This is a genomic window from Micromonospora chalcea (assembly GCF_028768405.1).
Lineage (GTDB): Bacteria > Actinomycetota > Actinomycetes > Mycobacteriales > Micromonosporaceae > Micromonospora > Micromonospora chalcea.
On the sequence record NZ_CP118233.1, the window covers coordinates 637,627 to 657,736 of the forward strand.

The window sequence follows — 20,110 nt, forward strand, 5'->3', positions numbered from 1 at the left end:
ATCGGTCGAGTTCGACATCGTCGGCGAGCCGCCGACGGCCGTCGACGTTGCGCGGAGCATTCGCGTGAGTCACCGGACGACCTCCCCGCTCCGGTTCCGTGGCGCGATCAGCCCCACCGATGGAAGCAGCATGAGCAGGGCAAGCCCAGTCAGGAGAGAGGCCACCCACACGGGACCGAGGTCACTGGAATCCGACAGTGTCAGGGCCGCAATTGCCGGGCCGGCGGCGGCTCCTATGTTGAGCGCGGCGGTTGCGTAGGAACCTCCCATGGTGGGCGCTTCGGATGCTGCGTAGAGCACCCGCGCGATGAGCGTGCTACCCACCGCGAAAGCCAGGATGCCCTGGACGAAGACGAGGATCAGCAGCAGTGCGGGGTGTGTGGCGACGAGTGCGAGTGCCAGCCACCCCAGGAACAGGAGGGGAGCGGCCACTCCGAGAATCGGACGAGGGCGCCGGTCGGAGAGCCGCCCGGCGGCAGTGACGCCGATGAACGATCCGATGCCGAACACGACCAGGGCCAGCGGTACCCACACCTCGTCCAGTCCTGCGGTCTCGGTGACGACGGGTGCAAGAAAGGTGAACGCCGCGAAGGTCCCGCCGTTGACAAACGCTCCGAGCAGCATTGCCACGAGCAGTCGGGGCTTTCGGAGTTGCGCGAGTTCGAAGGCCAGAGACGCGCCGGCGGCGGGCCCTTCCGCTGTCGGCTCCGAGCGGGGCCGGATCCCCGCGAGGATGCCGACAGCGGCGGGGACACACAGCAGCGCGACTGCCCAGAAGGTCGCTCGCCACCCCATCGCGGTGCCGAGCAGCGCGCCCGCCGGCACGCCTGCGACGACAGCGATCGTCGTACCGGAAAGGAGGGCCGCCAAGGCACGCCCCTTCTGGTTCGGGGCCACGAGACCGGTCGCGGTGGTGAGGGCGACGGCCAGGAAGCCGGCGTTGGCAACCGCAGCCAGGACACGGGTTGCGAACAGCACGGAGAAGGACGGGGTTGTCGCGGCGACGACGTGGCAGAGAGTGAAGATCGCCACGAATCCAAGGAGCGTGGTCCGTGCCGGCCACCGACGTGCGAAGGCAGCCATGAGGGGTGAGCCGACGATCATCCCGACCGCGAAGGCGGAGGTGAGCAGTCCGGCGGACCCGACGGAGACATCGAGGCTCGTGGCGATGTCGGGCACAAGGCCCGCGAGCATGAATTCAGAGGTGCCCATGGCGAAGACGGCGAGGGCAAGAAGATGGAGAGCGAAAGGCATCGAGTTGCTCCGAGGCATGAAACGGACAGAAGGCGTCTCGTCACCACGGCCAACCCGGGGGTCGAACAACCGCCCACACGTATGCGGTAGTGGGCGGGAGGCTGGAACCTCAGTGGTTCAGGGGCTGACGGCGTGGCCGAAAGCCCCCGAAGTGTCCGACTCGGGGCTCGACATGGACGCCACTTTACCGATGGCTGCCCGGCTCCCGCACATCCATTTTCGATGAGGCAGGCCGCGCGACAGCTGCCTGGTTCGGCCCATTCCGGTAGACGTTGCGATGGCCACGCGATGCTGAGTGGCTCCGGGGCTTGAAATCCTACTCGCTCAGTAGGAAAATTGATCCATGCTGCTTGTTCGGCTGTTCACCTCCCGCCGGGTCGTCGACCTGATGCGGGTCGCCGCGCAGCTCTGTCGCGTGGCGACCCTTCCGGCCTGAGCGGGCGCTCGCTGCCTCTCGGTCCTCGTCCCGCCGGCTCGCGTCCGGCACCTCCGCGCCCGTTTCCGAGCGGCCGCACGTCAACGAGAGGGATCCGTCATGAACAGTGAACCCGCACCCCCGACGCCGCACGACCCACCCGCGCGTTCGCCGACGACTGGCAGGAGTGGCACCGCCGGCACGAGGAGGCGAGGGCGGACCGCCACGGCTTCCTCGCCGTGGCCGGACTGCACTGGCTCACCGCGGAGCCGCAGCGGTTCCCCGGTGTGCCCGGGGAGTGGCGCACCGGGACGGACGGGCCGGTGGTGACCCTCGCCGACGACGAGGAGATCGTCGTCGACGGCCGGCGCATCCGGGAGAGGCATCAGTTCGGGGTGATTGCCGAGCGCGCCGGGATCACCGTGGAGATCGACGGTGGTGTCCTCGAGGTGGCCCGGCGGGGTGGGCGCGACATCCTCCGACCCCGACGCCCCGACCACCCGCTGCGGACGCGCTACCGGGGTACCGCCACCTTCCCGCCCGCCGAGCGGTGGGTGCTCCAGGGGCGGTTCGTGCCGTTCGAGCGTCCCCGGCCCACCACGGTCGGCGCTGCCGTGGAGGGGCTCCAGCACATCTACGACGCGCCCGGCCGGATCGAGTTCTGCGTCGACGGGCTGCCGCTGAGCCTGACCGCGTTCAACGGTGTGACGTCCGGCAGCCTGTCGGTGTCGCTGGCCGTCGGTACGCCGGACGAGCAGGGCCGGGTGACGCTGGACTTCAACCGGGCCGTCAACCTGCCATGCGCGTACACCGACTTCGCGACGTGCCCGCTGCCACCGACGGAGAACCGGCTGCCGGTCGCCGTCGAGGCCGGGGAGAAGATTCCGTACGAGCGGCTGGCGGCCGACCCCGCCGCCCGTTCCTAGCGCTCCGCGCCCACACCACTCGGGAGGAACGCCCATGACCTCGTCCGCCGACGACCCGATGGACGCCGACGCCGACGCGCTACGCAGGTTGCTGCGCCACCAGGCCAGCACCGTCACTGTGGTCACCGCCCCCGGTGCGCCGCCGGTGGGCTTCACCGCGACATCGTTCACGTCGGTGTCGCTGACGCCGCCGATCGTCTCGTTCTGCCTGAACCTCGGCTCGTCCACGTGGCCGACGCTGGCGCAGGCCCGGCACGTGGCGGTGCACCTGCTCGCACACGGCCAGCACAAGCTGGCCCAGATCTTCGCCACGAGCGGCATCGACCGCTTCGCCGCTCCGACCCGCTGGCGGCCCGGGCCGAACGGACTGCCGATCCTCGACGGCGCCCTGGCCTGGCTGGCGTGCCGGGTCGTCGACCGGGTGGTCGTCGGCGATCACGCGGTCGTGCTGGCCGAGCCGGAGTTGCTCCGGCACGCCGATGTCGGCTCCCCGCTGCTCTACCACCGGGGTCGCTACGCCGGTCTCGCGGACGCTCCGGACGGCACGGCCCGTCGCGCCGCCGCCTGACCATCGGGCCGGCGTCTTGCGCCGGTCGTCGTCGACAGGGTCGCCACTGTGGGCCACCTGTCGGGAACCTGGCGAGGACCGAAGGAGGTCGTATGCGTGCGATCGTCGCCGCTCCGGGCACCGTCGACGGGTTCCGGGTGACCGATGTCCCCGAGCCCGAATGCGGGCCGGGGCAGGTGCTGGTCGAGGTGCGGCATGCCGCCGTCAACAACGGCGAGATCCGTCACCTCGACCTCTGGCCGGCCGGACAGGTGCTCGGGCACGACGCCGCCGGCGAGGTGCTGCGCGCCGCCGAGAGTGGCCCCGGTCCCCGGGTGGGCGACCGGGTGCTCGCCTTCGGACCGGGCGCGTGGGCCCAACTCGCGGTGTTCGACCTGGACAGCGTCGCGGTGGTGCCCCCCGATGTCGACCTGTCCGAGGTTGCCGCGCTGCCGATGGTCGGCCTCACCGCGCTGCGGACGCTGCGTGAGTCCGGTCCGCTGCCCGGGCGTCGCGTACTGATCACCGGGGCGTCCGGGGGAGTGGGCCGAGTTGCCGTCCAGTTGGCTCGGCACGGGGGCGCGTACGTGATCGCCGCGGTCGGGTCGGCGTCCCGGGGCGACGGGCTGGCGGCGCTGGGGGCCGACGAGGTGGTGGTCGGCCTGAAGGGTGTCGGCGGCCCGGTCGACGTGGTGCTGGACACCGTGGGAGGCGCCCACCTGGTGGCCGCGTGGGGTCTGCTCGCGCCGGGCGGGGTGCTGCACAGCATCGGCTGGGCCTCCGGTGAACCGGCCGTCTTTCCGGTGAACTCGACCTTCGCCCCGGGCGCGTCCCGGACGCTGCGGTCCTTCGGCGACACCACCGCCCCGGCCGCCGATCTGGCGCTGCTGGTGGACCTCGTGGCTCAGGGGGCGCTGCGGGCGCCGATCGGCTGGCGCGGATCGTTGCGTCACCTCGGGGGCGCGATCGAGGCGCTGCGGGAACGACGGGTGCCGGGCAAGGTCCTGCTCGATCTGGACTGACTGTGACGCGCAGCGGTGAGTGCCCGGCGGATCGGTCCCGGCCCGGAGCGGGTCCAGGTCGACCCGCCGGACACATTCGGATCGGGCAAGTGGGAGATCGACGGGTGGGAGAGCAGACGGCGCTCCCGGCGGGGACCGTCCGCCTCCACGAGCGGCCTGTCGGACACATGTCAGCGGGGAACCGACGGAATCGCCGACTGCGGGTCGACCCCGGCGAACGCCAGCCCGATGACAAAGCCGGCGACCTCCTCCAACTGTCGTACCCGGTCGAGCGTTCCGAGGACCGCGGGAACTCCACCGACGTCTCGCACGAGCGACCCGACGACATCGAGTGCGCGCTCGTCGTCACCGCACATGGCGACCGTGACCGGTCCGGCATCGGGCGTCACCCACCGCTCGGCCGGGAAGAGATGGAAAGCCTTGACCACGTGCGCGCCGGGTGCGAGGGCGGCGATGTGGCCGGCGGCCGACCGGGCGGGTTCCGTCCGGAGGGTGCCGACACCGTGCTCGACGGCGTTCGTCGGGTCGATCAGGGCGAGGCCGGCCAATGCGCCGGCGGGCCCGCCGGCCGCTGTCAGCATCTCGGTGACGCCGTCCCAGTGGACCGCGAGCAGAACCGCGTCGGCGCCGGCGGCGACCGTCGGTACGGGCCGCGCGGTGCCGCCGATCCGGTTCGCGATCGCTTCGGCGGCGGCCGTCGAGCGACCCCCGATGATGATGTCGTGTCCGGCCCGGGCCCAGCCGGTGGCCAGTGCCGTGGCGAGGTTGCCGGTGCCGAGGATTCCGATCCGCATACCGTCACGCTAGGCAGGCCGACGCGCACCGGATGGTGCATGTCGGGCGTGCCAGGATGGGCGCATGGGTGACGGCGACCTCTGCGAGGAACTCGTGGCTGACTGCCGGATGCGGATGGCGACGGACCTGTTCGCGCACACGTGGGATGCGGTCGTGCTGGCCGCGCTGGCCGAGGGCGCCCTCCGCCGCCGCTCACTGCGGGCACGAATCGGAGGAATCAGCGACAAGGCGCTCACCGAGGCCGTACACAGGCTGGTCGGCAACGGCCTGGTCGAGCGGCGGTTCTTCCCCCAGGCGCCGCCCCGGGTCGATTACGCGCTCACCGATCTCGGCCGCAGCTTCGCCGACGGCCCGATGCGGGCGCTGGGCGCCTGGGTCACCGAGCATGGCGACGAACTGTTCGAGGCGCAGGAGCGGCTCAGCGCGTCGTAGCACCGCGAACGGCCCGGGCCGTTCGCGTACCCCACCCACTGAACCGCCCGGAGTCGTCGGGGTCGGCGATGACCTCAACCGGCGGTTCAATGCGCTCTTTGGTGACGTGGGCCAGGACTCAACGGGAAGCCCGTCACTGTGACGGGGCCGTGAGGTTTCCATACGCCCATTGGCGTGGACGCTACGTGCCTCGCGCCGGGTCGTGCTCACTCCAGCCCTGATCGAGGATCCGGAATCCCGCGTCGAGCATCGGATCGGTGTCACTCGTCACGAGTAGCTGGATCTGGAGGGCGAACCGGGCGTAGATCCGGATGTCGTCGCTCGGCTGGGACAGGCCGAGATCCTCGGTGATGGCTGCGACGAGTGCGTCCTCATGGCGGAGCCACATCCGGGAGGCGTACTCCTGGAGGGCCGGTGTGGCTTCCATCAGCGACATGACCCGGCGGCGGAGCGGCGCTTCCTCGCCGGACCACATGGCGACGAATTCGGAGCGGTAGTGGGCCTTCAGCGCTTCCGAGATCGAGAGGCCGGCCGGCCGCTCGCGCACGGCGGCGACGAGTCGCTCGCGTTGCGCGTCTTCCTCGTGGAAGAGGAGTGCCTCCTTCTGGGGGAAGTGGGCGAAGACAGTGGTGGGGGAGACGTCCGCCTGGTCGGCGATCTCCCGCACGCTCACCGCGTCGAAGCCGCGCTCGAGGAACAGCTCCTGCGCAGCTCGCAGGATCGCGGCCCTGGTCATGGCCTTCTTGCGCTCGCGCCGCCCAGTTCGATTCGGCTCCCTTGCCATGCCGTCATCGTACAACTCTGACCATGATGGTATTGACACCAAAACTGGTATCACTACACTTCCGTAGTGATACCAGGCTCCTCTGCCCCTGCCGACCTCGCCGAAGGGCTCCCGGCCATGACACAACTGGTGAAGGCAACGCCGAAGGCAACCGTCTCTGCGGCGTACCGGAGCGGCCAGCGCCAGCCCGCCGGGGCAGCGCTCGCCGCCGCAGCAGCGATCTTTCTGCTGCTCGAGTTCGTCGCCGCCGCGGCCTGGCGGAGCCCGCCCTACAGCTACACCTACCACTACATCAGCGACCTCGGAGTCCACGGCCCGTTGACCGCGTTCGGCCAGTACATGTATTCGCCCCTCTGGTGGGTCATGAACACCGGCTTCTTCCTCTTCGGAGTCCTGGTGTTCATCGGTGTCGCCCTGCTCAACGGCCTGCGAGGCTGGCGCCGGGGGGTCCTGCTCGGCATGGCCACCCTGGTCGGTGCCGGCGGCGTCGTGCTGGCGCTCTTCCCCGGCGACGGCGAAGCCGACCGGCAGGGCACTGTCGACTTCCACGGTTTGGGCGCCATGGCCGCCATCGTCGGCGGCAACATTCTGATCATCGTGCTCGGGCGCATGTACCGAGACCTCCGCATCGGCAGGAAGCCCGGGAAGGCCATGGTCATGCTCGGCGCCTTCGGACTCGTCTCCACGGCGGCTTTCCTCGCCGTCGCCGGCTCAGGGGCCAACGTCTTGGTCGGCCTCGTCGAGCGCTGCGCCGTCTACCCGATCCTCATCGGCCTCATCTCCGCAGGGGTGTCCATCTGTCGCCGCAGCTACCGGGACACTGCCGCGCTCTAGTTCGCGGCCGAGAGGGAAGAGCACCTGCCGTGGTCGCCGGCGACCACGGCAACGGGAGTGGACATCATGCTCGACGTACGCCACCTCGATCTCGAAGAGATCGCCGCGGCGCTGCAGGACCAGAGCGCGTACGAGTACCGCTGGCTCATCGATCCGGCCAGCGGGGAGATCAGGATGTGGACGGCTGACGGCGGCATCGACGGGAAGACGCCGGTCGACCTCAATGAACTCGATCTGGTTCCGATCGAGGCGTTGTCGCCCTCCGTCTGGCACCGCGACATGGTCGACTTCGCCCAGCGGGTCAGCGACGAGCAGGCGGGCCGCAGGCTCTTACGGGCCGTCCAAGGCAGGGGTGCCTTCCGTCGGTTCAGGGACGAACTGCACGACGAGTATCCGCACCTGCTGACGGTCTGGCATGCCTTCCGCCAGGCTCGGGCAGCCCGCCGGGCCATTGACTGGCTGCTCGACAGATGCCTGATCGATGACGCTGCCGCGAGCCGCTGCCGGACCGAGCACCCTGACCCGGACGTGCCGTGAGTCGAACAGGCCGAGGAGACGGGGGCAGCAGAGCAGGTTGATCGAGCCTATTCGACTTCTCGGAGCAGGGCGGTCCGCCCTGCAGGGACGCGAGCTCGCATGTCGGCGACCTCATGCGATGCCAGACCGTAGTCGGTGAAGTCTTCGTCGTCGAAGCGGTCGACGTGGCGAAGCATTGCGGCGAACACGCTCCGGTCGAATCCGTCGTCGGCGGCGTGCGCGAGGTCGCAGAGCTGGTCGAGGGTGTACCGGCCGCTGATGGCGGCATCGATGTCGAGGAAGTCGCGGGCGGCTGAGTCGCAGGTCGATGTCGGCGCGGCGACGCCTGGCGCGGTGAGCGCCTGCTCGTGCTAACCTACCAATCGCTTGGTTGGTTGATACGGACGTCATGCCGGCTCCCAAACGCACGCCGGGGGAGCCGCCTCACTACGCAAGGAGACCTCGCGATGGAGGTACTCGTGGTCGGTGGAACCGGCATGATCGGGGTCCACACCGCCCTTCACCTGCGGGACCGGGGAGACAACGTCACCGTCGCCGCCCGAGGGACGGTCGACGCGGACTCACCCGTCGCCGGCCTGCCCGTCCTCCGCGGGGACTACGCCCGCCAGACCTTCACCCGCCAGGACCTGGCCCCCTTCGACGCGGTCGTCTTCGCGGCCGGGCAGGACGTGCGTCACCTGCCCCGGGACGCGGACGAGGCCACGTTCTGGAAGGAGACCCAGAGCGCGGGGGTGCCGGCCTTCGCCGCCCTCGCCAAGAGCGCGGGCGTCTCCCGCTTCGTCCAGGTCGGCAGCTACTACCACCACCTGCGACCCGACCTGGCCGAGTCCAGCGCCTACGTCGCCGCCCGCCGCGACGCCGACGAGGGCGCCCGGGCGCTGGCTGACGACTCCTTCACGGTCTGCACCCTCAACCCGCCCTCGATCATCGGTGCCATCCCCGGCGTCACGGCAAAGCGCTACCGCCGCATGGTGTCCTGGGCGGCCGGCAACGAGCCGCAGATCCCCGATCACGCCCCGGCCGGCGGCACGAACTACATGTCGGCCCGGTCCCTGGCCGAGGCGATCGGCGGCGCGCTCGACCGTGGCGCGGCGGGCGCGGCCTACCTCGTCGGTGACGCCAACCTGACGTTCACGCAGTTCTTCCAGCTGCTGGTCGACGCGGCCGGGGGCAACCGCACCATCGCCGAGCGCGACGAGCCGCACCCCTTCATGCCCGACTCGATGATCGTCCAGGGTCGCGGGAACGTCCTCGCCTACGAGCCGGATCCGGCCGAGACCGCGCTGCTCGGCTACACCCGCGGCGACTGCGAGCGCGCCGTCGCCGAGCTTGTCCAGGTCGTGCGCGCGGCGACCGCTCGCGCGGCGTGACCGGCCTCGGCGCGGCCGACCTCACCGCGCTGCGCGCGCTCTCCGAGACGTACGCCGCGGCGGCCGACGACCGCGACGCGGCAGCGATCGGCGCGCTGTTCGTCCCGGACGGCGTCCTGGTGGTTCCCGAGCCGCCGGCGCACCTCGGCCCGCACGTGCCCCACGTCGGCCGCGCCGCTGTCGTGGCCGCGTTAGGGGCGCTCGCCGGCACCCTGGCGACGACTCACGTGGTGGCCGGGGCGCGCTACCTGCCGACGTCGACCGGGGCCCGTGGCCGGGTTCGCGGCACGGCCCACCACCTGGTCCCCGGTCGCGACGGGCCCTCGGACGTGGTCTGGTTCCTGCACTACGACGACGAGTACGCGCGTACCGGCGAAGGATGGGCCTTCACCCGTCGCGCGGTGACCGTCAACTGGATCGAACGCCACCGCGTCTCCGTGACCCGGGCCGACGAGGAAGGAACCGGCAGATGAGCGCCACCCGCAGGCTCGAGGGCCGGATCGCTGTCGTCACCGGCGGCGCCCTCGGGATCGGCGGCGGCATCTCCCGCCGTCTCGCCGCCGCTGGCGCCCACGTCGTCCTCGTCGACATCGACGGGGAGGCCGCCACCGGCACCGCCGCCGATATCCGGAGCGCCGGCGGCGAGGTCGAGGTGGTCCTCGCCGACGTACGCACCGCCGACGGTGTCGCCGCCGCGGTCGCCGCCGCTGCGGCCGTCGACTCGGGGCGGGTCGACGTGCTCGTCAACAACGTCGGCGACTTCCGCCCGGCCGCCAAGACCTTCCTGCACTCGACCCCGCAGCAGTGGCAGGCGCTCTACGAGATCAACCTGTGGCACGTGCTCGCGATGACGCATGCGCTGCTGCCCGGCATGGTCGATCGGGGCCGTGGCGCCATCGTCAACAACTCGACAGTCGAGGCCTTCCGGGGCATTCCGGCGTGCGCCCCGTACTCCGCCTACAACGCCGGGGTCAGCGCCTTTACCAGGAGCCTCGCCGTCGAGGTCGCCGGCCACGGGGTACGGGTCAACGCGATCGCGCCCGACCTCGCCGACACGCCCCAGACACCGGCCGCGGCGATGCTGCGCGGACGCGACCCGGAGCTGATTCGTACGTGGATCCCCGTCGGACGCTTCGGCGAGCCCGACGACTATGCCGCCGTGGTCGAGTTCCTCGCCAGCGACGACGCCCGTTTCGTCACCGGGCACACGATCCCCGTCGATGGAGGAACCCTGGCCGCATCGGGCTGGTACGCGCGTGCCGACCGCAAGGGCTGGTCGAACATGCCGAACGAGGCGTGACCGTGGACGCCGGGGCTCGTCGACGGGTCCCGGCGTCCACGGCAGTGCTCAGTCGCGGCGGTCGAGACCGAAGAGCTCCGCTGCCGCGGCGAGCTGGTCGAGGTACTCGGCCAGGTCACGGTGCCGGACGACGAGGTTGACCACGGTGGCGCCCGCCTCGCCGATCCGGCCGACGAGGTCCAGCGCGGCCTCGGGGGCGCCGGTCGGGTCGAGGCGGGCCGGAGGCGTGATGACGACGTCGAACCCGTCCGGCAGGTCGTGCTCGGCGAGCATCCGCGGCAGCGTCTCCAGGTCCGGCCCGCGATACGTGACGGGGGCCGGCGCCCACCCGTCGCCCAGGGTGACAGCACGCCGGAGGGCGCGCCTGCTGTGGCCACCGACCCAGATCGGGACCTTCTGCTGAACCGCGTGCGGGCTGATCACCTGCTCGGTGAAGTGGTAGTACTCCCCGTGGTAGGTCGCGAGCCGTACCGACAGGGACGCCCGCAGCGCCCGCAGGGCGTCGTCGGCCCGTGGCCCACGGTCGGCGAACGGACGCCCGAGCAGCGCGAACTCCTCCTCCAGGTTGCCGACGCCGACGCCGAGGACGACCCGCCCGCCGCTGAGGTGGTCGAGCGTGCCGTACCGCTTGGCCAACTCCAGCGGATGGTGCAGCCCGAGCACGAGCACGTACGGCAGGAAGCGGATCCGCTCGGTGATCGCCGCGAGGTACGAGAACGTCGCGACCGGGTCGTAGAAGCGTTCACCCCGGGCCAGCCCCGGTGACACGCTGACGTGCTCCGGGCAGGTGAAGAACTCGTACCCGAGCCGGTCGGCGGTGGTGAAGACGGTGCGCAACTCGGCGACCCCGGCCTCGGCCTCCCACGGGGGCCGGGGCCCGGAGTCGGCCAGGACCGGGGAACTGAGGCCGATGCGCACGGCCTCAGGCCTCGGATTCGACGGCGCGGGCGAGGAGGTCGCGGCCCTCGTCGGTGCCGTCGAGCTGGCGGTTCCAGCGGTGGGTCACCTTCCAGCCCTCGTCGGTGCGGGTGAACTCCCACCGGTTGGAGCCGGTACGCCAGATCCGGTAGCCGTTCTGGTCGGGGGCGCTGAGCACGAGCTGCGAGTAGTTCGTCACGACGGCCCGGTCGCCGTCGACGACGATGTGCGGCAGCCCCATGAGGTGGGCGGCGCCGTTGTTGATCAGGGCCTGGTGCCGCTCACCGTTGACCATGCCGCGCAGCGCGTCCCGGCCGTTGAGCACGACCGGGAAGGTGTCGTACACGCCCTCCTCGGTCCACAGCTGGGCGGTGATCTCGGCTGAGCCGCTGTCCACGGCGGGGCCGTAGCTGGCCACGATCCGCCAGAGGGCGAGCTGGTCCTCGGCTGCGGCGATGCGCCGTTCGGCCTGTTCGAGGCGAGCCTCGAGCAGGGCGAGCCGGTCGGGCTGCGAGTCGCTCATGGTGGGTTCCTTTCGATCGGGTCTCGTCGGATGGACCGGTCGGCGGCCGGTCAGGCCGGGTTCGTCTCGAAGCGTTCCGGGGCGAGCTCGCGCAGCGCGGCCATCTGCTCGAGGTGGTGGGCGGCCGAGGTGGCCACGAGGCTCGCGTTGACAGCGGTCGCCCCGACGGTGTCGGCCGTGCGCAGGTGCGCGCGGGAGCCGTCCGGGTCGCCGAGCGGGTCCAGCGGCGGAATCTGCAGCACGAGGTCGAAGCCGTCCGGGCGTTCCACGGATTCCCACATGCGGGTCAGCTCCCGCGGTCCGAGGCCGAACGGCGCCCATCCGGTGCCGTACGTCACGGCGCGGCGCAGCGAGCGGCGGGTGCGCCCGCCGATCCACATCGGCACCGTGGTGCGCGGCGCGTGCGGTTCGACGACGAAGTCGGTGAACGTGAACCGGGCCCCCTCGTGGTGCGGCACGGCCCTGCCCCACGCCGCGCGCAGGGCGGTGATCGCCTCGTCGGCGATCGCGCCGCGCCCGGCGAACTCGGCGCCGAGCAGGTCGAACTCCTCTTCGAGGCTGCCGACCCCGATCCCGAGGACGACGCGGCCGCCGCTGAGCAGGTCGAGGGTGCCGTAGGTCTTGGCGAGGGCGAGCGGATGGTGGTAGCCGATGACGACGACGTTCGTCGCGAGCCGGACGCGGCGCGTCGCCGAGGCGAGGAACGACAGCGTGGCCACGGGGTCGAAGTACGTCGCGCCCCGCTCGGCGGCGATCGGTGCGGGGACGGCGACGTGCTCGCTGCAGGTCAGGTGGTGGTAGCCCAGGTCGTCGGCGGCGCGGGCGACGGCCAGCAGCGCGCCGCCGACGTCGGGGCCGGACAGGACGTCCCGTTCCCAGGCGGCCGCGGTGCGCGGATGCTGGACGACGACCGGGGTGAGCAGCCCGATGCGTGCGGTCATGACAGGGTCTCCGATCCGGCGACGCCGCGCGTCGCGCTGGTGGGGCCGGCGTTCGCGGGCGGGATGGTGGCCGCGGCACTGGTCGGGATGAGCCGGAGGCGTTCGAGCAACGCGCCGAAGTCCTCGTCGTCGTCCGGGTCGAGCGGCAGCCCGAGCCCGAGCCCGTCGGCGATGCCGCCGTACGCCTGCCCGAGCACGTCCGGCAGCTCGGCGTAGGTGCCGTGCGGGATGAGAGCGGCCAGGGTCTCGTCGTCGAGGACGGTGGCGAGTCCGGTCCAGCGCCCGGAGGCGGCCATCGCGGCGAGCCGTTCGCCGACCCGGCCCAGGCCGAGCCGGTCCAGGGTGGTGCGGTAGGCGGGAGTGGAGAAGAGGAACGCCAGCTCCTGGCGGGCGGAGTCGCGGCTCGCGGCGAGCGCGGCCGGCGTCGGACCGGTGATCGACTTGGACACCACGACGACCCGCGGGATCCCGGCGCGTCCGGCCCGCTCGGCCCCGGCGCGCAGCGCGGGGAGTACGACCGTGCGCAGGTGACTCGGGTGCGAGTTCGTCGCGTGGGTGACGAAGCCGTCGGCGAGCTCGCCGGCCACCTCGCAGACGCGCCGGTTGACCCCGCCGGTGTAGAGCGCCGGGGCCGCGGTCGGCAGCGGGCCGGGATTGAAGTACGGCTGCAGCCGGGTGAAGCGGTAGTGGCTGCCCTCGTGCTCCAGGGGCTCACCGGTGCTGAACGCGGCGAAGATCGCCCGGATCGAGGCGAGGTAGTCGCGCAGGTTCTCCACCGGCCGCTCCCACGGCACCGAGAACCGCCCGACGATGTTGCCGCGTACCTGGGTGGCCAGACCGAGCTGGAAGCGGCCCTCGGAGAACCGTGCGAGGTCCCACGCGGCGTACGCGGTCACCATCGGGCTGCGGGGGAAGGCCAGCGTCATGCTGGTGCGTACGGTGATCCGGCTGGTGTGCTCGGCCGCGAGCAGCGCGACCGCCAGGGAGTCGTGCGTCGTCTCGGGGATGTGCACGGTGTCGAAGCCGAGCCGTTCGATGCGCGCCACGACCGCGGGCACCTCGCGCAGCGCCGTCGTCGGCGGCAGCGTCGTGGTCAGCTCCATCCGGGTGGCGGGTGTCTGTGACGCCGTCACGGGATGCGGCCCGCCAGGGTGGCGTCGACGACCTCGTCGCCGTTGACGATCCGGGCGAGCTTCTCCAGCCGGGGCGCGCGCCGCAGGTGAGCCCCGCCTTCGACGGGCAGGCACGCGCCGGTGATCCAGGAGGAGCCGGGACCGCACAGGAAGCGGACCGCGGCGGCGACGTCCTCGGCGCGCCCGATCCGCGACAGGGGCTTCTCGGCGACCGTCGCGGCGGCCAGTTCGGGGTCGGCCAGCAGCCGGCCCGGGTTCTCGCCGTCGGTGGCGACGATGCCGGGGCGTACCACGTTGACCCGTACCGCGAGGTGGCCGAGCTCGTCGGCGGCGACCCGGACGAGCGCTTCGAGCGCGGCCTTGCTCACCGAGTACGACGGCATGAACGGGAAGGAGTGCCCGCCCGCGCTCGACGAGGTGCACACGATCGCACCCCCGCCGCGCGCGGCCAGGGCCTGCCCGCCGTACCGGATGGCGTGCAGCGCCGTGGTGACGTTGCGCCGGAAGTCGTGTTCGAGGGTCTCGGCGTCGAGGGCGAGCAGGGGACGGAAGGTGCCGCCGCCGACTGTGGTGACGACCGCGGCCAGCGGGGTCTCGTCGGCGGCGCGTACCGCTGCTGCCACGTCCTTTTCGCGGGTGGAGTCGCCGGCGCTGATCCGTACCGGCAAACCTCCGGGGGTGGCCGCGGCGATCGTCCCGGCCGCCGCCCGCAGCGTCGCCTCGGTCCGTCCCATGATCGTCACGGCGGCGCCGTCGGCGGCCAGCGCGGCGGCGATGGCGCGGCCGAAGCCGCCGCCCCCGCCGATGACGAGCGCGCCGCGGCCGGCGAGCGGGCCGGGTGCGGCGCTGCTCGGATGGGGATCGGTGCTCATGCCTGCTCCCGCGACGCTCGGCGGAACTTCTCCCGCGTGGACGGGTCGTCCATGAGGACGAAGGTGCCGGTGGCCGTGACGCACGTCAGGTCCCCGACGCGTAGTTCGCCGGAGCTGCGCACCTTGCGTCCGTCGCGCCCGTCGTGCCGGGCCAGGATCGTGATCGTCGAGCCGATCGGGATGGCCGCGCGGAACGAGATGTCGAGCCCGACGGTCACCGCGGCGTATCCGGCGCGGGCGTTGGCGATGCCGAGGGCGTGGTCCATCAGCATGGCCGAGGTGCCGCCGTGCACGTGCCCGGGTGGCCCTTGGAAGGCAAGCCTCAGGGTGACCTCCCCGCGTAAGGAACCGTCCGGCTCGACCCAGAGAGACACCGGCGGCGACAGCGGGTTCTCGGTGCCGCCAGCGGGGTCGAAGCGGCCCGGGCCGGGCTGGCGCCACATCGTCGCGATCCGCTCGGCGAGGTCCGGGGCGTGGGCGTCGATCCGGGCGGTGAGCGCGTCGAGGTCGGCCACTATCGCGTCGGCGTCGGGGTCGACGGCGCCGCCCGCGCGCGTGATCGCGTCGATGAGCCGGCGGGTGGCCGAGGCGACCGCGTCGATGCCGGTGTCGCGGGGCTGTGCCGTGGCGAGGGGGGCTTCCACCGTGCGGACTCCTTTGGCCGGCCGGACATCAAGCAACCAAGCGCTTGCTTGATGCGCACCTTAGCGACCTGATCGCGTGCTGGCAACGGTTGCCCGCTACGCGCCGCCCCCTTGTCGATCATGCTGCCGATCGCCTATTGACGTGCCCGCACGCTGCCACCTACGGTTCCCAATCGAGCGCTTGTTTGGATCGCGAACGGCCGCAACACCGCCAGTCTCGGGCGCGGATGCCGATCAGCTCCGGACAGGCGCTCCACACCAGCGCCGCCATCCATCACCTCCATGACCATCGCGCCCGCACGGCCGCCGCCGAACGGCCCGGCCGCCCCCGGGAACCCGCCGGGTGACCCGCGGAGCCGCTCCCGCTCTCGGGCCGAAGGTCAGGAAAGGACCATTGTGTCTCGCCTCCCGCGCCGCCGACGCCTCGCCGTCGCCGCGAGCCTGCTCGCCGCCACCCTCGTCGTCGGAGCCTGCTCCGCCACCGGAACCGGCGACCCCGGTGCCACCACGGGTGAGATCGACCCCGACGCCGTCCTGCGGGTGAGCGCCTCGTCGCCGTTCCAGAACCTCGACCCGGCGCAGCCGGCCCCCGGCGGCTACCCCTACCTCACGCTGATCTACGACCGGCTCACCATGGTCGACTCCACCGACCAGGTCGTCCCCGGCCTGGCCAAGAAGTGGACCTACGCCCAGGACGGCTCCCACCTCGAACTCGCCCTGCGCGACGACGTCAAGTTCCACGACGGGACGCCGTTCGACGCCAACGCCGTCAAGGTCAACATCGAGCGCGGCCAGACGCTGCCCACGAGCACCATCAAGCAGGACCTCGCCAGCATCACCGGCGTCACGGTCGTCGACGCGCACACCGTGCGCCTCAACCTCAAGCCGGGCACCGGCGCCGTGCTCCCCTCGGCCCTGGCCACCGCCGCCGGGATGATGGTCTCGCCCAAGGCGATCGCCGACGGCGTCGACCTCAAGCGCGCCCCCGGCAAGGCCGGCTCGGGCCCGTACGTCGTCACCGAGTTCATCCCGAACGAGAAGTACGTCGTCAAGCGCGCCGAGGGCACCTACTGGGACCCCAACGCCGGGCGCCTCGCCGGCATGGAGATCACCCGGGTCCCCGAGGGCGCCACCCGGCTCAACGGCGTCATCAGCGGTCAGACCGACCTCAGCTTCGTCTCCTCGGCCAACGAGATCACCCAGGCCCGCCAGCTCGGCGAGGACGGCCAGCTCAAGGTGACCACCCGCCCGTTCCGCAACGTCCTCGGCATCCTGCTGCGCGCCAACATGGGCGACCTCAAGGACAAGCGGGTCCGTGAGGCAATCGCGCGCTCGGTCGACCCGGCCGCCATCCGCGCGCTCTTCGCCGACACCTGCACGCCCACCCGCAGCATCTACCCGGACAGCCCGTGGGAGGACCCGGCGGCGACCTACCCGTACGAGTTCGACCTGGCCAAGGCCAAGGCGCTGATCTCCGAGGTCGGCGGGGCGAAGGTGTCGATCAGCTTCTCCGCCGGCACCAACACCGAGCAGCCCGCCACCGCCATCCAGGCCGCCATGGCCCAGGCCGGCATCGACGCGAAGCTCAACCCGACGCCGAACTCCGAGACCGAGGCCCGCTTCATCGCCGGCGACTTCGAGCTCGAGGTGTCCAACACGTTCAACCCGCGTCTCGACCCGGCGGGCACTGTGGACAACTACCTCCTCGGCAACTACAAGCTCGCCACCGACCCGGAGGTCATCGGCCCGATCGCGGCCAAGGCCGCCGACCCCCGCTCCAGCGTCGAGGAGCGCGCCAAGCAGTACCACCAGCTGTGGGAGCGGCTGTTCAGCGAGGCGTGGTTCATCCCGATCTGCAACCTCACCAGCGCCACCATCGCCTCCCCGAAGGTCGTCGGGGCCGAGCAGCTGCCGTGGACCAACCTCGGCCTGTTCGACCTGCGGACCGTCGCGATGACGAAGGGCTGAGCGTCAGGTCCCCGCCGTCCGCCACCGCGCGCGGCCGACCCGAAGAAAGGTAGCCAGAGCCAGTGAACCGTCCCACCGCAGCCACCCCGCTCCTGCCCGCCCTGTCCCGCCTGCTCGACGAGCAGCCGGACCTGACCCTCACCCTCGCCGGCGCCCCGTTCACAGTGGCCGAGCTCGACGCCGCGTCGCGTCGCCTCGCCGGGTTCCTCGCCGACCGCGTCGCGCCCGGCGACCGGGTCGTCGTCCTCGCCCGCAACGGCCGCCTGGCCCTGCTCTCCTGGTGGGCGACGACGCTTCGCGGCGGTTTCGTCGTCCCGCTCAACACGAGCAACCGCGGCGCCGTACTGGCCCACCAGGTGCTCGACGCCGACCCGGTCGCGATGATCGTCGAGGACGAGTTCGTGCCCGTCCTGGACGACGCCCTCATCGGCACGGAGCTACGGGTGCCGGTCCTCGTCGGCGCCCCCATCCGGCCCGCCTCGGGCCCGGCGCCCGCCTGGGCCACCGAGGTCGTGGACTTCGACGCCGCCGTCGCTGAGGGCTCGGCGGTGACGACCACCCCGGACCTCGACGCGTACGCCACCAGCCACCTCATCTACACGGCCGGCACGACCGGGCCGTCCAAGGCGTGCATGGTCAGCCACGGCTACGTGGCGAACATGGCCCGCCAGATGCACGAGAACCTCGAACGCCGCGCCGACGACGTCCTCTGGACGGCGATGCCGCTGTTCCACATGGCCGCCGTCGGGCACGTGATGGGTTCGCTCCAGCTCGGCTCGGCCATCGACCTCGCGTCGCGCTTCTCGGTCCGGGGCTTCTGGAACGAGATCCTGCGCAGCCGCGCGACGATGGCCGCGCTCATGGGCTCGATGCTGCCGATGATCGCCGGCGCCCCCGACTCCGAGGCCACCCGCGAGGCCTTCGGCCGGCTGCGCGTCGTGTCCGGCTCGCCGGTCACCGCCGAGCTCGCCGCTCGCTGGACGGAGCGCTTCGGCGTCGAACGGGTCGGCTCGGGCGCCTACGGCCTGACCGAGGCCTGCCTGATCACCCTCACCCCACCCGGGGGCTACCGGGCCGGGAGCGCCGGCAAGATCAACGACTCCTTCGAGGTACGCATCGTCGACGAGCACGACAACCCGCTGCCCGTCGGCGAGGTCGGCGAGATCGTCGCCCGTCCCAACCGTCCGGCGATCATGTTCAACGGCTACTGGCGTGAGCCGGAGAAGACGCTGGAGGTCTTCCGGGGACTGTGGTTCCACTGCGGTGACTACGGCCGCCTCGACGAGGACGGCTACCTCTACTTCGTCGACCGGGGCAAGGACTACCTGCGCCGCGGCGGCGAGAACATCTCCAGCTTCGAGATCGAGGGCGTCGTCGCGACCCACCCGGCCGTCGGCGAGGTCGCCGTCCACGCCGTCCCCTCCCCGCTGGCCGAGGACGACCTCAAGGTGACTGTCGTGCCCGCGCCCGGCGCCCAGATCGACCCCGCTGAGCTCTTCGAGTGGCTGCACCCGCGCATCCCGCGGTACGCCGTGCCCTCACACATCGAGGTCCGCACCGAACTGCCCAAGAACGCCGTCGGGCGGGTCCTCAAGCGCGTCCTGCGCGAGGAGGGCGTGACCGCGCGGACGTGGAGCACCGACCCCCGTGCCGTGACCGGCCTCCCGGTGCCGGCCGGCACCCGGGAACAGGCGTGAGCGGCGTCCCCGGCCAGCGGTTCGAAGGGCCGCTGGCCGGCCTGCGGCTCCTCGAACTCGGTGGGCAGGGGCCGGTGCCGTTCGCGACGATGATGCTCGCCGACATGGGTGCCCAGGTGGTCCGGGTGGACCCACCCGGCGAGCCCGACCGGCGGGAGCGCGCGCAGGTCAACGCGATCGACAGGGGTCGTACGACAGTCACGCTCGACCTGAAGTCCGAGGCCGACCGGGCGCTCGTGCACCGGCTGCTCGCCGACGCGGACGTGCTGCTCGACCCGTTCCGGCCCGGGGTGCTCGAACGTCTCGGCCTGGCCCCGGCCGAACTCACCGAGCGGTACCCGCGCCTGGTCGTGGCGCGGATGACCGGCTGGGGCCAGGACGGCCCTCTCGCCGCGGCCGCCGGGCACGACCTCAACTACATCGCCGTCTCCGGGGTGCTCGACACGATCGGCCTGCCCGACACCGGCCCCGTCGTGCCGCCGATGTATCTGGCCGACTTCGCCGGCGGCGGCATGATGCTGGCCTTCGGCGTGCTGGCCGCACTGCAGGAGCGTGTCTCCTCCGGGCGTGGGCAGGTCGTGGACGCCTCGATGCTCGAGGGCAGCGCGCTGCTCACCGTCGTCATCCACTCGATGCTCGCGCGGGGCGCCTGGAACCTCACCCGTGGCACGAACTACCTCGACGGCGGGGCGCACTTCTACCGGGTGTACCGCACCGCCGACGACAGGTTCATGTCCGTGGCGGCCATCGAGGCGAAGTTCTACCGCACGTTCCTGCGTACCCTCGGCCTCGATCCGGAGGACGGGCCGGCGCAGTTCGACGAGTCGGGGTGGGCCGGCTGGGCCGAGCGGATCGCGTCGGTCTTCGCCGGCCGCACCCGGCGGGAGTGGACCGGCGTCTTCGAGGGCGTCGACGCGTGCGTGCATCCGGTGCTGGACATCGCCGAGTCGGCCGAGCACCCGCAGATGCGGGCCCGGGGCGCCGTCGTCGAGGTCGAGGGGGTCGCCCAGCCGGCCCCGACGCCCCGTTTCTCGCGTACACCCGCGGGGGTCCCACGGGCCCCGCGCCGGCGTGGTGAGGACACCGACCGGGTGCGCTCGGCGCTCGCCGCGAGCAGCCCATGGGAAGCGTTGTCAAGGCCTTGACCTGCGGCAAGCCTCACTCTACGCTTCGACCAAGCGCTTGCTTGTTTGGTGAT

22 protein-coding genes are annotated in these 20,110 nt (G+C 71.9%); 13 read left to right on the forward strand and 9 right to left on the reverse strand.

Annotated features, from left to right (window positions below):
- Window positions 1-69 precede the first annotated feature (69 nt).
- The gene (locus PVK74_RS02960) at window positions 70-1,254 is read right to left on the reverse strand and encodes a Cmx/CmrA family chloramphenicol efflux MFS transporter (RefSeq protein WP_274478091.1); all 1,185 of its coding nucleotides are present in this window, start codon (window positions 1,252-1,254) and stop codon (window positions 70-72) included.
- 654 nt (window positions 1,255-1,908) lie between these two features.
- Between PVK74_RS02960 and PVK74_RS02965 the strand changes: the two genes are divergently transcribed.
- The 3 genes from PVK74_RS02965 (at window position 1,909) to PVK74_RS02975 (ending at window position 4,164) form a co-directional block, all read left to right on the forward strand.
- Window positions 1,909-2,595 (forward strand): DUF1684 domain-containing protein, encoded by a 687-nt coding sequence (locus tag PVK74_RS02965; RefSeq protein WP_274478092.1) that lies wholly within the window; start codon window positions 1,909-1,911, stop codon window positions 2,593-2,595.
- A 34-nt stretch (window positions 2,596-2,629) separates the two neighbouring features.
- Window positions 2,630-3,163, forward strand: coding sequence for a flavin reductase family protein (locus PVK74_RS02970; protein ID WP_274478094.1), 534 nt, complete (start codon window positions 2,630-2,632; stop codon window positions 3,161-3,163).
- A gap of 92 nt (window positions 3,164-3,255) precedes the next feature.
- A complete protein-coding gene (locus PVK74_RS02975; RefSeq protein ID WP_274478095.1) occupies window positions 3,256-4,164 on the forward strand; it encodes a zinc-binding dehydrogenase in 909 nt (302 codons plus the stop codon).
- Between the two features lie 170 nt (window positions 4,165-4,334).
- On the opposite strand, the gene PVK74_RS02980 is transcribed toward PVK74_RS02975, so the two are convergent.
- Window positions 4,335-4,958 (reverse strand): NADPH-dependent F420 reductase, encoded by a 624-nt coding sequence (locus PVK74_RS02980; RefSeq protein ID WP_069090056.1) that lies wholly within the window; start codon window positions 4,956-4,958, stop codon window positions 4,335-4,337.
- A 64-nt stretch (window positions 4,959-5,022) separates the two neighbouring features.
- Here PVK74_RS02980 and PVK74_RS02985 point away from each other — a divergent pair, with 64 nt between their 5' ends.
- Window positions 5,023-5,391 (forward strand): winged helix-turn-helix transcriptional regulator, encoded by a 369-nt coding sequence (locus tag PVK74_RS02985; RefSeq protein ID WP_104113336.1) that lies wholly within the window; start codon window positions 5,023-5,025, stop codon window positions 5,389-5,391.
- 181 nt (window positions 5,392-5,572) lie between these two features.
- Here PVK74_RS02985 and PVK74_RS02990 read toward each other — a convergent pair whose 3' ends face one another.
- A complete protein-coding gene (locus PVK74_RS02990; RefSeq protein ID WP_082930948.1) occupies window positions 5,573-6,175 on the reverse strand; it encodes a TetR/AcrR family transcriptional regulator in 603 nt (200 codons plus the stop codon).
- A gap of 117 nt (window positions 6,176-6,292) precedes the next feature.
- On the opposite strand from PVK74_RS02990, the gene PVK74_RS02995 reads away from it, so the two are divergent.
- From PVK74_RS02995 to PVK74_RS03020, 6 genes are all read left to right on the forward strand, one after another.
- On the forward strand, window positions 6,293-7,009 hold the full coding sequence (locus tag PVK74_RS02995) for a DUF998 domain-containing protein (protein ID WP_166456569.1): 717 nt from the start codon (window positions 6,293-6,295) through the stop codon (window positions 7,007-7,009).
- Between the two features lie 66 nt (window positions 7,010-7,075).
- Window positions 7,076-7,546: a UPF0158 family protein gene (locus PVK74_RS03000; protein WP_274478097.1), complete on the forward strand. Its 471-nt coding sequence runs from the start codon at window positions 7,076-7,078 to the stop codon at window positions 7,544-7,546.
- A gap of 113 nt (window positions 7,547-7,659) precedes the next feature.
- Complete coding sequence (locus PVK74_RS03005) at window positions 7,660-7,842, forward strand: hypothetical protein (protein WP_113974442.1); 183 nt, start codon at window positions 7,660-7,662, stop codon at window positions 7,840-7,842.
- A gap of 150 nt (window positions 7,843-7,992) precedes the next feature.
- Window positions 7,993-8,916 (forward strand): NAD-dependent epimerase/dehydratase family protein, encoded by a 924-nt coding sequence (locus PVK74_RS03010; protein WP_274478098.1) that lies wholly within the window; start codon window positions 7,993-7,995, stop codon window positions 8,914-8,916.
- Window positions 8,913-9,389: a nuclear transport factor 2 family protein gene (locus tag PVK74_RS03015; protein WP_274478099.1), complete on the forward strand. Its 477-nt coding sequence runs from the start codon at window positions 8,913-8,915 to the stop codon at window positions 9,387-9,389. The genes PVK74_RS03010 and PVK74_RS03015 overlap by 4 nt, the downstream gene beginning before the upstream one ends.
- Window positions 9,386-10,216 (forward strand): SDR family NAD(P)-dependent oxidoreductase, encoded by an 831-nt coding sequence (locus tag PVK74_RS03020; RefSeq protein ID WP_043324845.1) that lies wholly within the window; start codon window positions 9,386-9,388, stop codon window positions 10,214-10,216. Before PVK74_RS03015 ends, PVK74_RS03020 begins: the two co-directional genes overlap by 4 nt.
- A gap of 48 nt (window positions 10,217-10,264) precedes the next feature.
- On the opposite strand, the gene PVK74_RS03025 is transcribed toward PVK74_RS03020, so the two are convergent.
- Genes PVK74_RS03025 through PVK74_RS03050 form a run of 6 tightly spaced genes read right to left on the reverse strand, consistent with a single transcriptional unit; the run spans window position 10,265 to window position 15,247 of the window.
- On the reverse strand, window positions 10,265-11,134 hold the full coding sequence (locus PVK74_RS03025; RefSeq protein WP_274478101.1) for a TIGR03619 family F420-dependent LLM class oxidoreductase: 870 nt from the start codon (window positions 11,132-11,134) through the stop codon (window positions 10,265-10,267).
- A 4-nt stretch (window positions 11,135-11,138) separates the two neighbouring features.
- On the reverse strand, window positions 11,139-11,657 hold the full coding sequence (locus PVK74_RS03030; protein ID WP_274478102.1) for a nuclear transport factor 2 family protein: 519 nt from the start codon (window positions 11,655-11,657) through the stop codon (window positions 11,139-11,141).
- Between the two features lie 50 nt (window positions 11,658-11,707).
- Window positions 11,708-12,598 carry a TIGR03619 family F420-dependent LLM class oxidoreductase gene (locus PVK74_RS03035; protein WP_274478103.1) on the reverse strand — a complete coding sequence of 297 codons (891 nt, stop codon included), beginning with the start codon at window positions 12,596-12,598 and terminating at the stop codon, window positions 11,708-11,710.
- Window positions 12,595-13,731: a TIGR03617 family F420-dependent LLM class oxidoreductase gene (locus PVK74_RS03040; protein ID WP_219996741.1), complete on the reverse strand. Its 1,137-nt coding sequence runs from the start codon at window positions 13,729-13,731 to the stop codon at window positions 12,595-12,597. Before PVK74_RS03040 ends, PVK74_RS03035 begins: the two co-directional genes overlap by 4 nt.
- Window positions 13,728-14,603: an SDR family NAD(P)-dependent oxidoreductase gene (locus tag PVK74_RS03045; protein WP_210872147.1), complete on the reverse strand. Its 876-nt coding sequence runs from the start codon at window positions 14,601-14,603 to the stop codon at window positions 13,728-13,730. Before PVK74_RS03045 ends, PVK74_RS03040 begins: the two co-directional genes overlap by 4 nt.
- Window positions 14,600-15,247 (reverse strand): PaaI family thioesterase, encoded by a 648-nt coding sequence (locus PVK74_RS03050; protein ID WP_051611058.1) that lies wholly within the window; start codon window positions 15,245-15,247, stop codon window positions 14,600-14,602. The genes PVK74_RS03045 and PVK74_RS03050 overlap by 4 nt, the downstream gene beginning before the upstream one ends.
- 396 nt (window positions 15,248-15,643) lie before the next feature.
- Here PVK74_RS03050 and PVK74_RS03055 point away from each other — a divergent pair, with 396 nt between their 5' ends.
- From PVK74_RS03055 to PVK74_RS03065, 3 genes are all read left to right on the forward strand, one after another.
- The gene (locus tag PVK74_RS03055) at window positions 15,644-17,215 is read left to right on the forward strand and encodes an ABC transporter substrate-binding protein (protein ID WP_274478104.1); all 1,572 of its coding nucleotides are present in this window, start codon (window positions 15,644-15,646) and stop codon (window positions 17,213-17,215) included.
- Window positions 17,216-17,277: 62 nt separating this feature from the next.
- Window positions 17,278-18,912 (forward strand): AMP-binding protein, encoded by a 1,635-nt coding sequence (locus PVK74_RS03060; RefSeq protein WP_043324841.1) that lies wholly within the window; start codon window positions 17,278-17,280, stop codon window positions 18,910-18,912.
- The gene (locus PVK74_RS03065) at window positions 18,909-20,057 is read left to right on the forward strand and encodes a CaiB/BaiF CoA transferase family protein (RefSeq protein ID WP_051611054.1); all 1,149 of its coding nucleotides are present in this window, start codon (window positions 18,909-18,911) and stop codon (window positions 20,055-20,057) included. The genes PVK74_RS03060 and PVK74_RS03065 overlap by 4 nt, the downstream gene beginning before the upstream one ends.
- The last annotated feature ends 53 nt before the right edge of the window (window positions 20,058-20,110 follow it).

What these genes read in the sequence shown, in the direction of transcription:
- PVK74_RS03000 (WP_274478097.1), top strand. Translation starts at nt 7,076, where the DNA reads ATGCTCGACGTACGCCACCTCGATCTCGAAGAGATCGCCGCGGCGCTG.
- PVK74_RS03010 (WP_274478098.1), top strand. Translation starts at nt 7,993, where the DNA reads ATGGAGGTACTCGTGGTCGGTGGAACCGGCATGATCGGGGTCCACACC.
- PVK74_RS02960 (WP_274478091.1), bottom strand. Translation starts at nt 1,254, where the DNA reads ATGCCTTTCGCTCTCCATCTTCTTGCCCTCGCCGTCTTCGCCATGGGC.
- PVK74_RS03035 (WP_274478103.1), bottom strand. Translation starts at nt 12,598, where the DNA reads ATGACCGCACGCATCGGGCTGCTCACCCCGGTCGTCGTCCAGCATCCG.
- PVK74_RS02970 (WP_274478094.1), top strand. Translation starts at nt 2,630, where the DNA reads ATGACCTCGTCCGCCGACGACCCGATGGACGCCGACGCCGACGCGCTA.
- PVK74_RS02995 (WP_166456569.1), top strand. Translation starts at nt 6,293, where the DNA reads ATGACACAACTGGTGAAGGCAACGCCGAAGGCAACCGTCTCTGCGGCG.
- PVK74_RS02990 (WP_082930948.1), bottom strand. Translation starts at nt 6,175, where the DNA reads ATGGCAAGGGAGCCGAATCGAACTGGGCGGCGCGAGCGCAAGAAGGCC.
- PVK74_RS03030 (WP_274478102.1), bottom strand. Translation starts at nt 11,657, where the DNA reads ATGAGCGACTCGCAGCCCGACCGGCTCGCCCTGCTCGAGGCTCGCCTC.
- PVK74_RS03045 (WP_210872147.1), bottom strand. Translation starts at nt 14,603, where the DNA reads ATGAGCACCGATCCCCATCCGAGCAGCGCCGCACCCGGCCCGCTCGCC.
- PVK74_RS03005 (WP_113974442.1), top strand. Translation starts at nt 7,660, where the DNA reads ATGCGATGCCAGACCGTAGTCGGTGAAGTCTTCGTCGTCGAAGCGGTC.
- PVK74_RS02985 (WP_104113336.1), top strand. Translation starts at nt 5,023, where the DNA reads ATGGGTGACGGCGACCTCTGCGAGGAACTCGTGGCTGACTGCCGGATG.
- PVK74_RS02975 (WP_274478095.1), top strand. Translation starts at nt 3,256, where the DNA reads ATGCGTGCGATCGTCGCCGCTCCGGGCACCGTCGACGGGTTCCGGGTG.
- PVK74_RS02980 (WP_069090056.1), bottom strand. Translation starts at nt 4,958, where the DNA reads ATGCGGATCGGAATCCTCGGCACCGGCAACCTCGCCACGGCACTGGCC.
- PVK74_RS03020 (WP_043324845.1), top strand. Translation starts at nt 9,386, where the DNA reads ATGAGCGCCACCCGCAGGCTCGAGGGCCGGATCGCTGTCGTCACCGGC.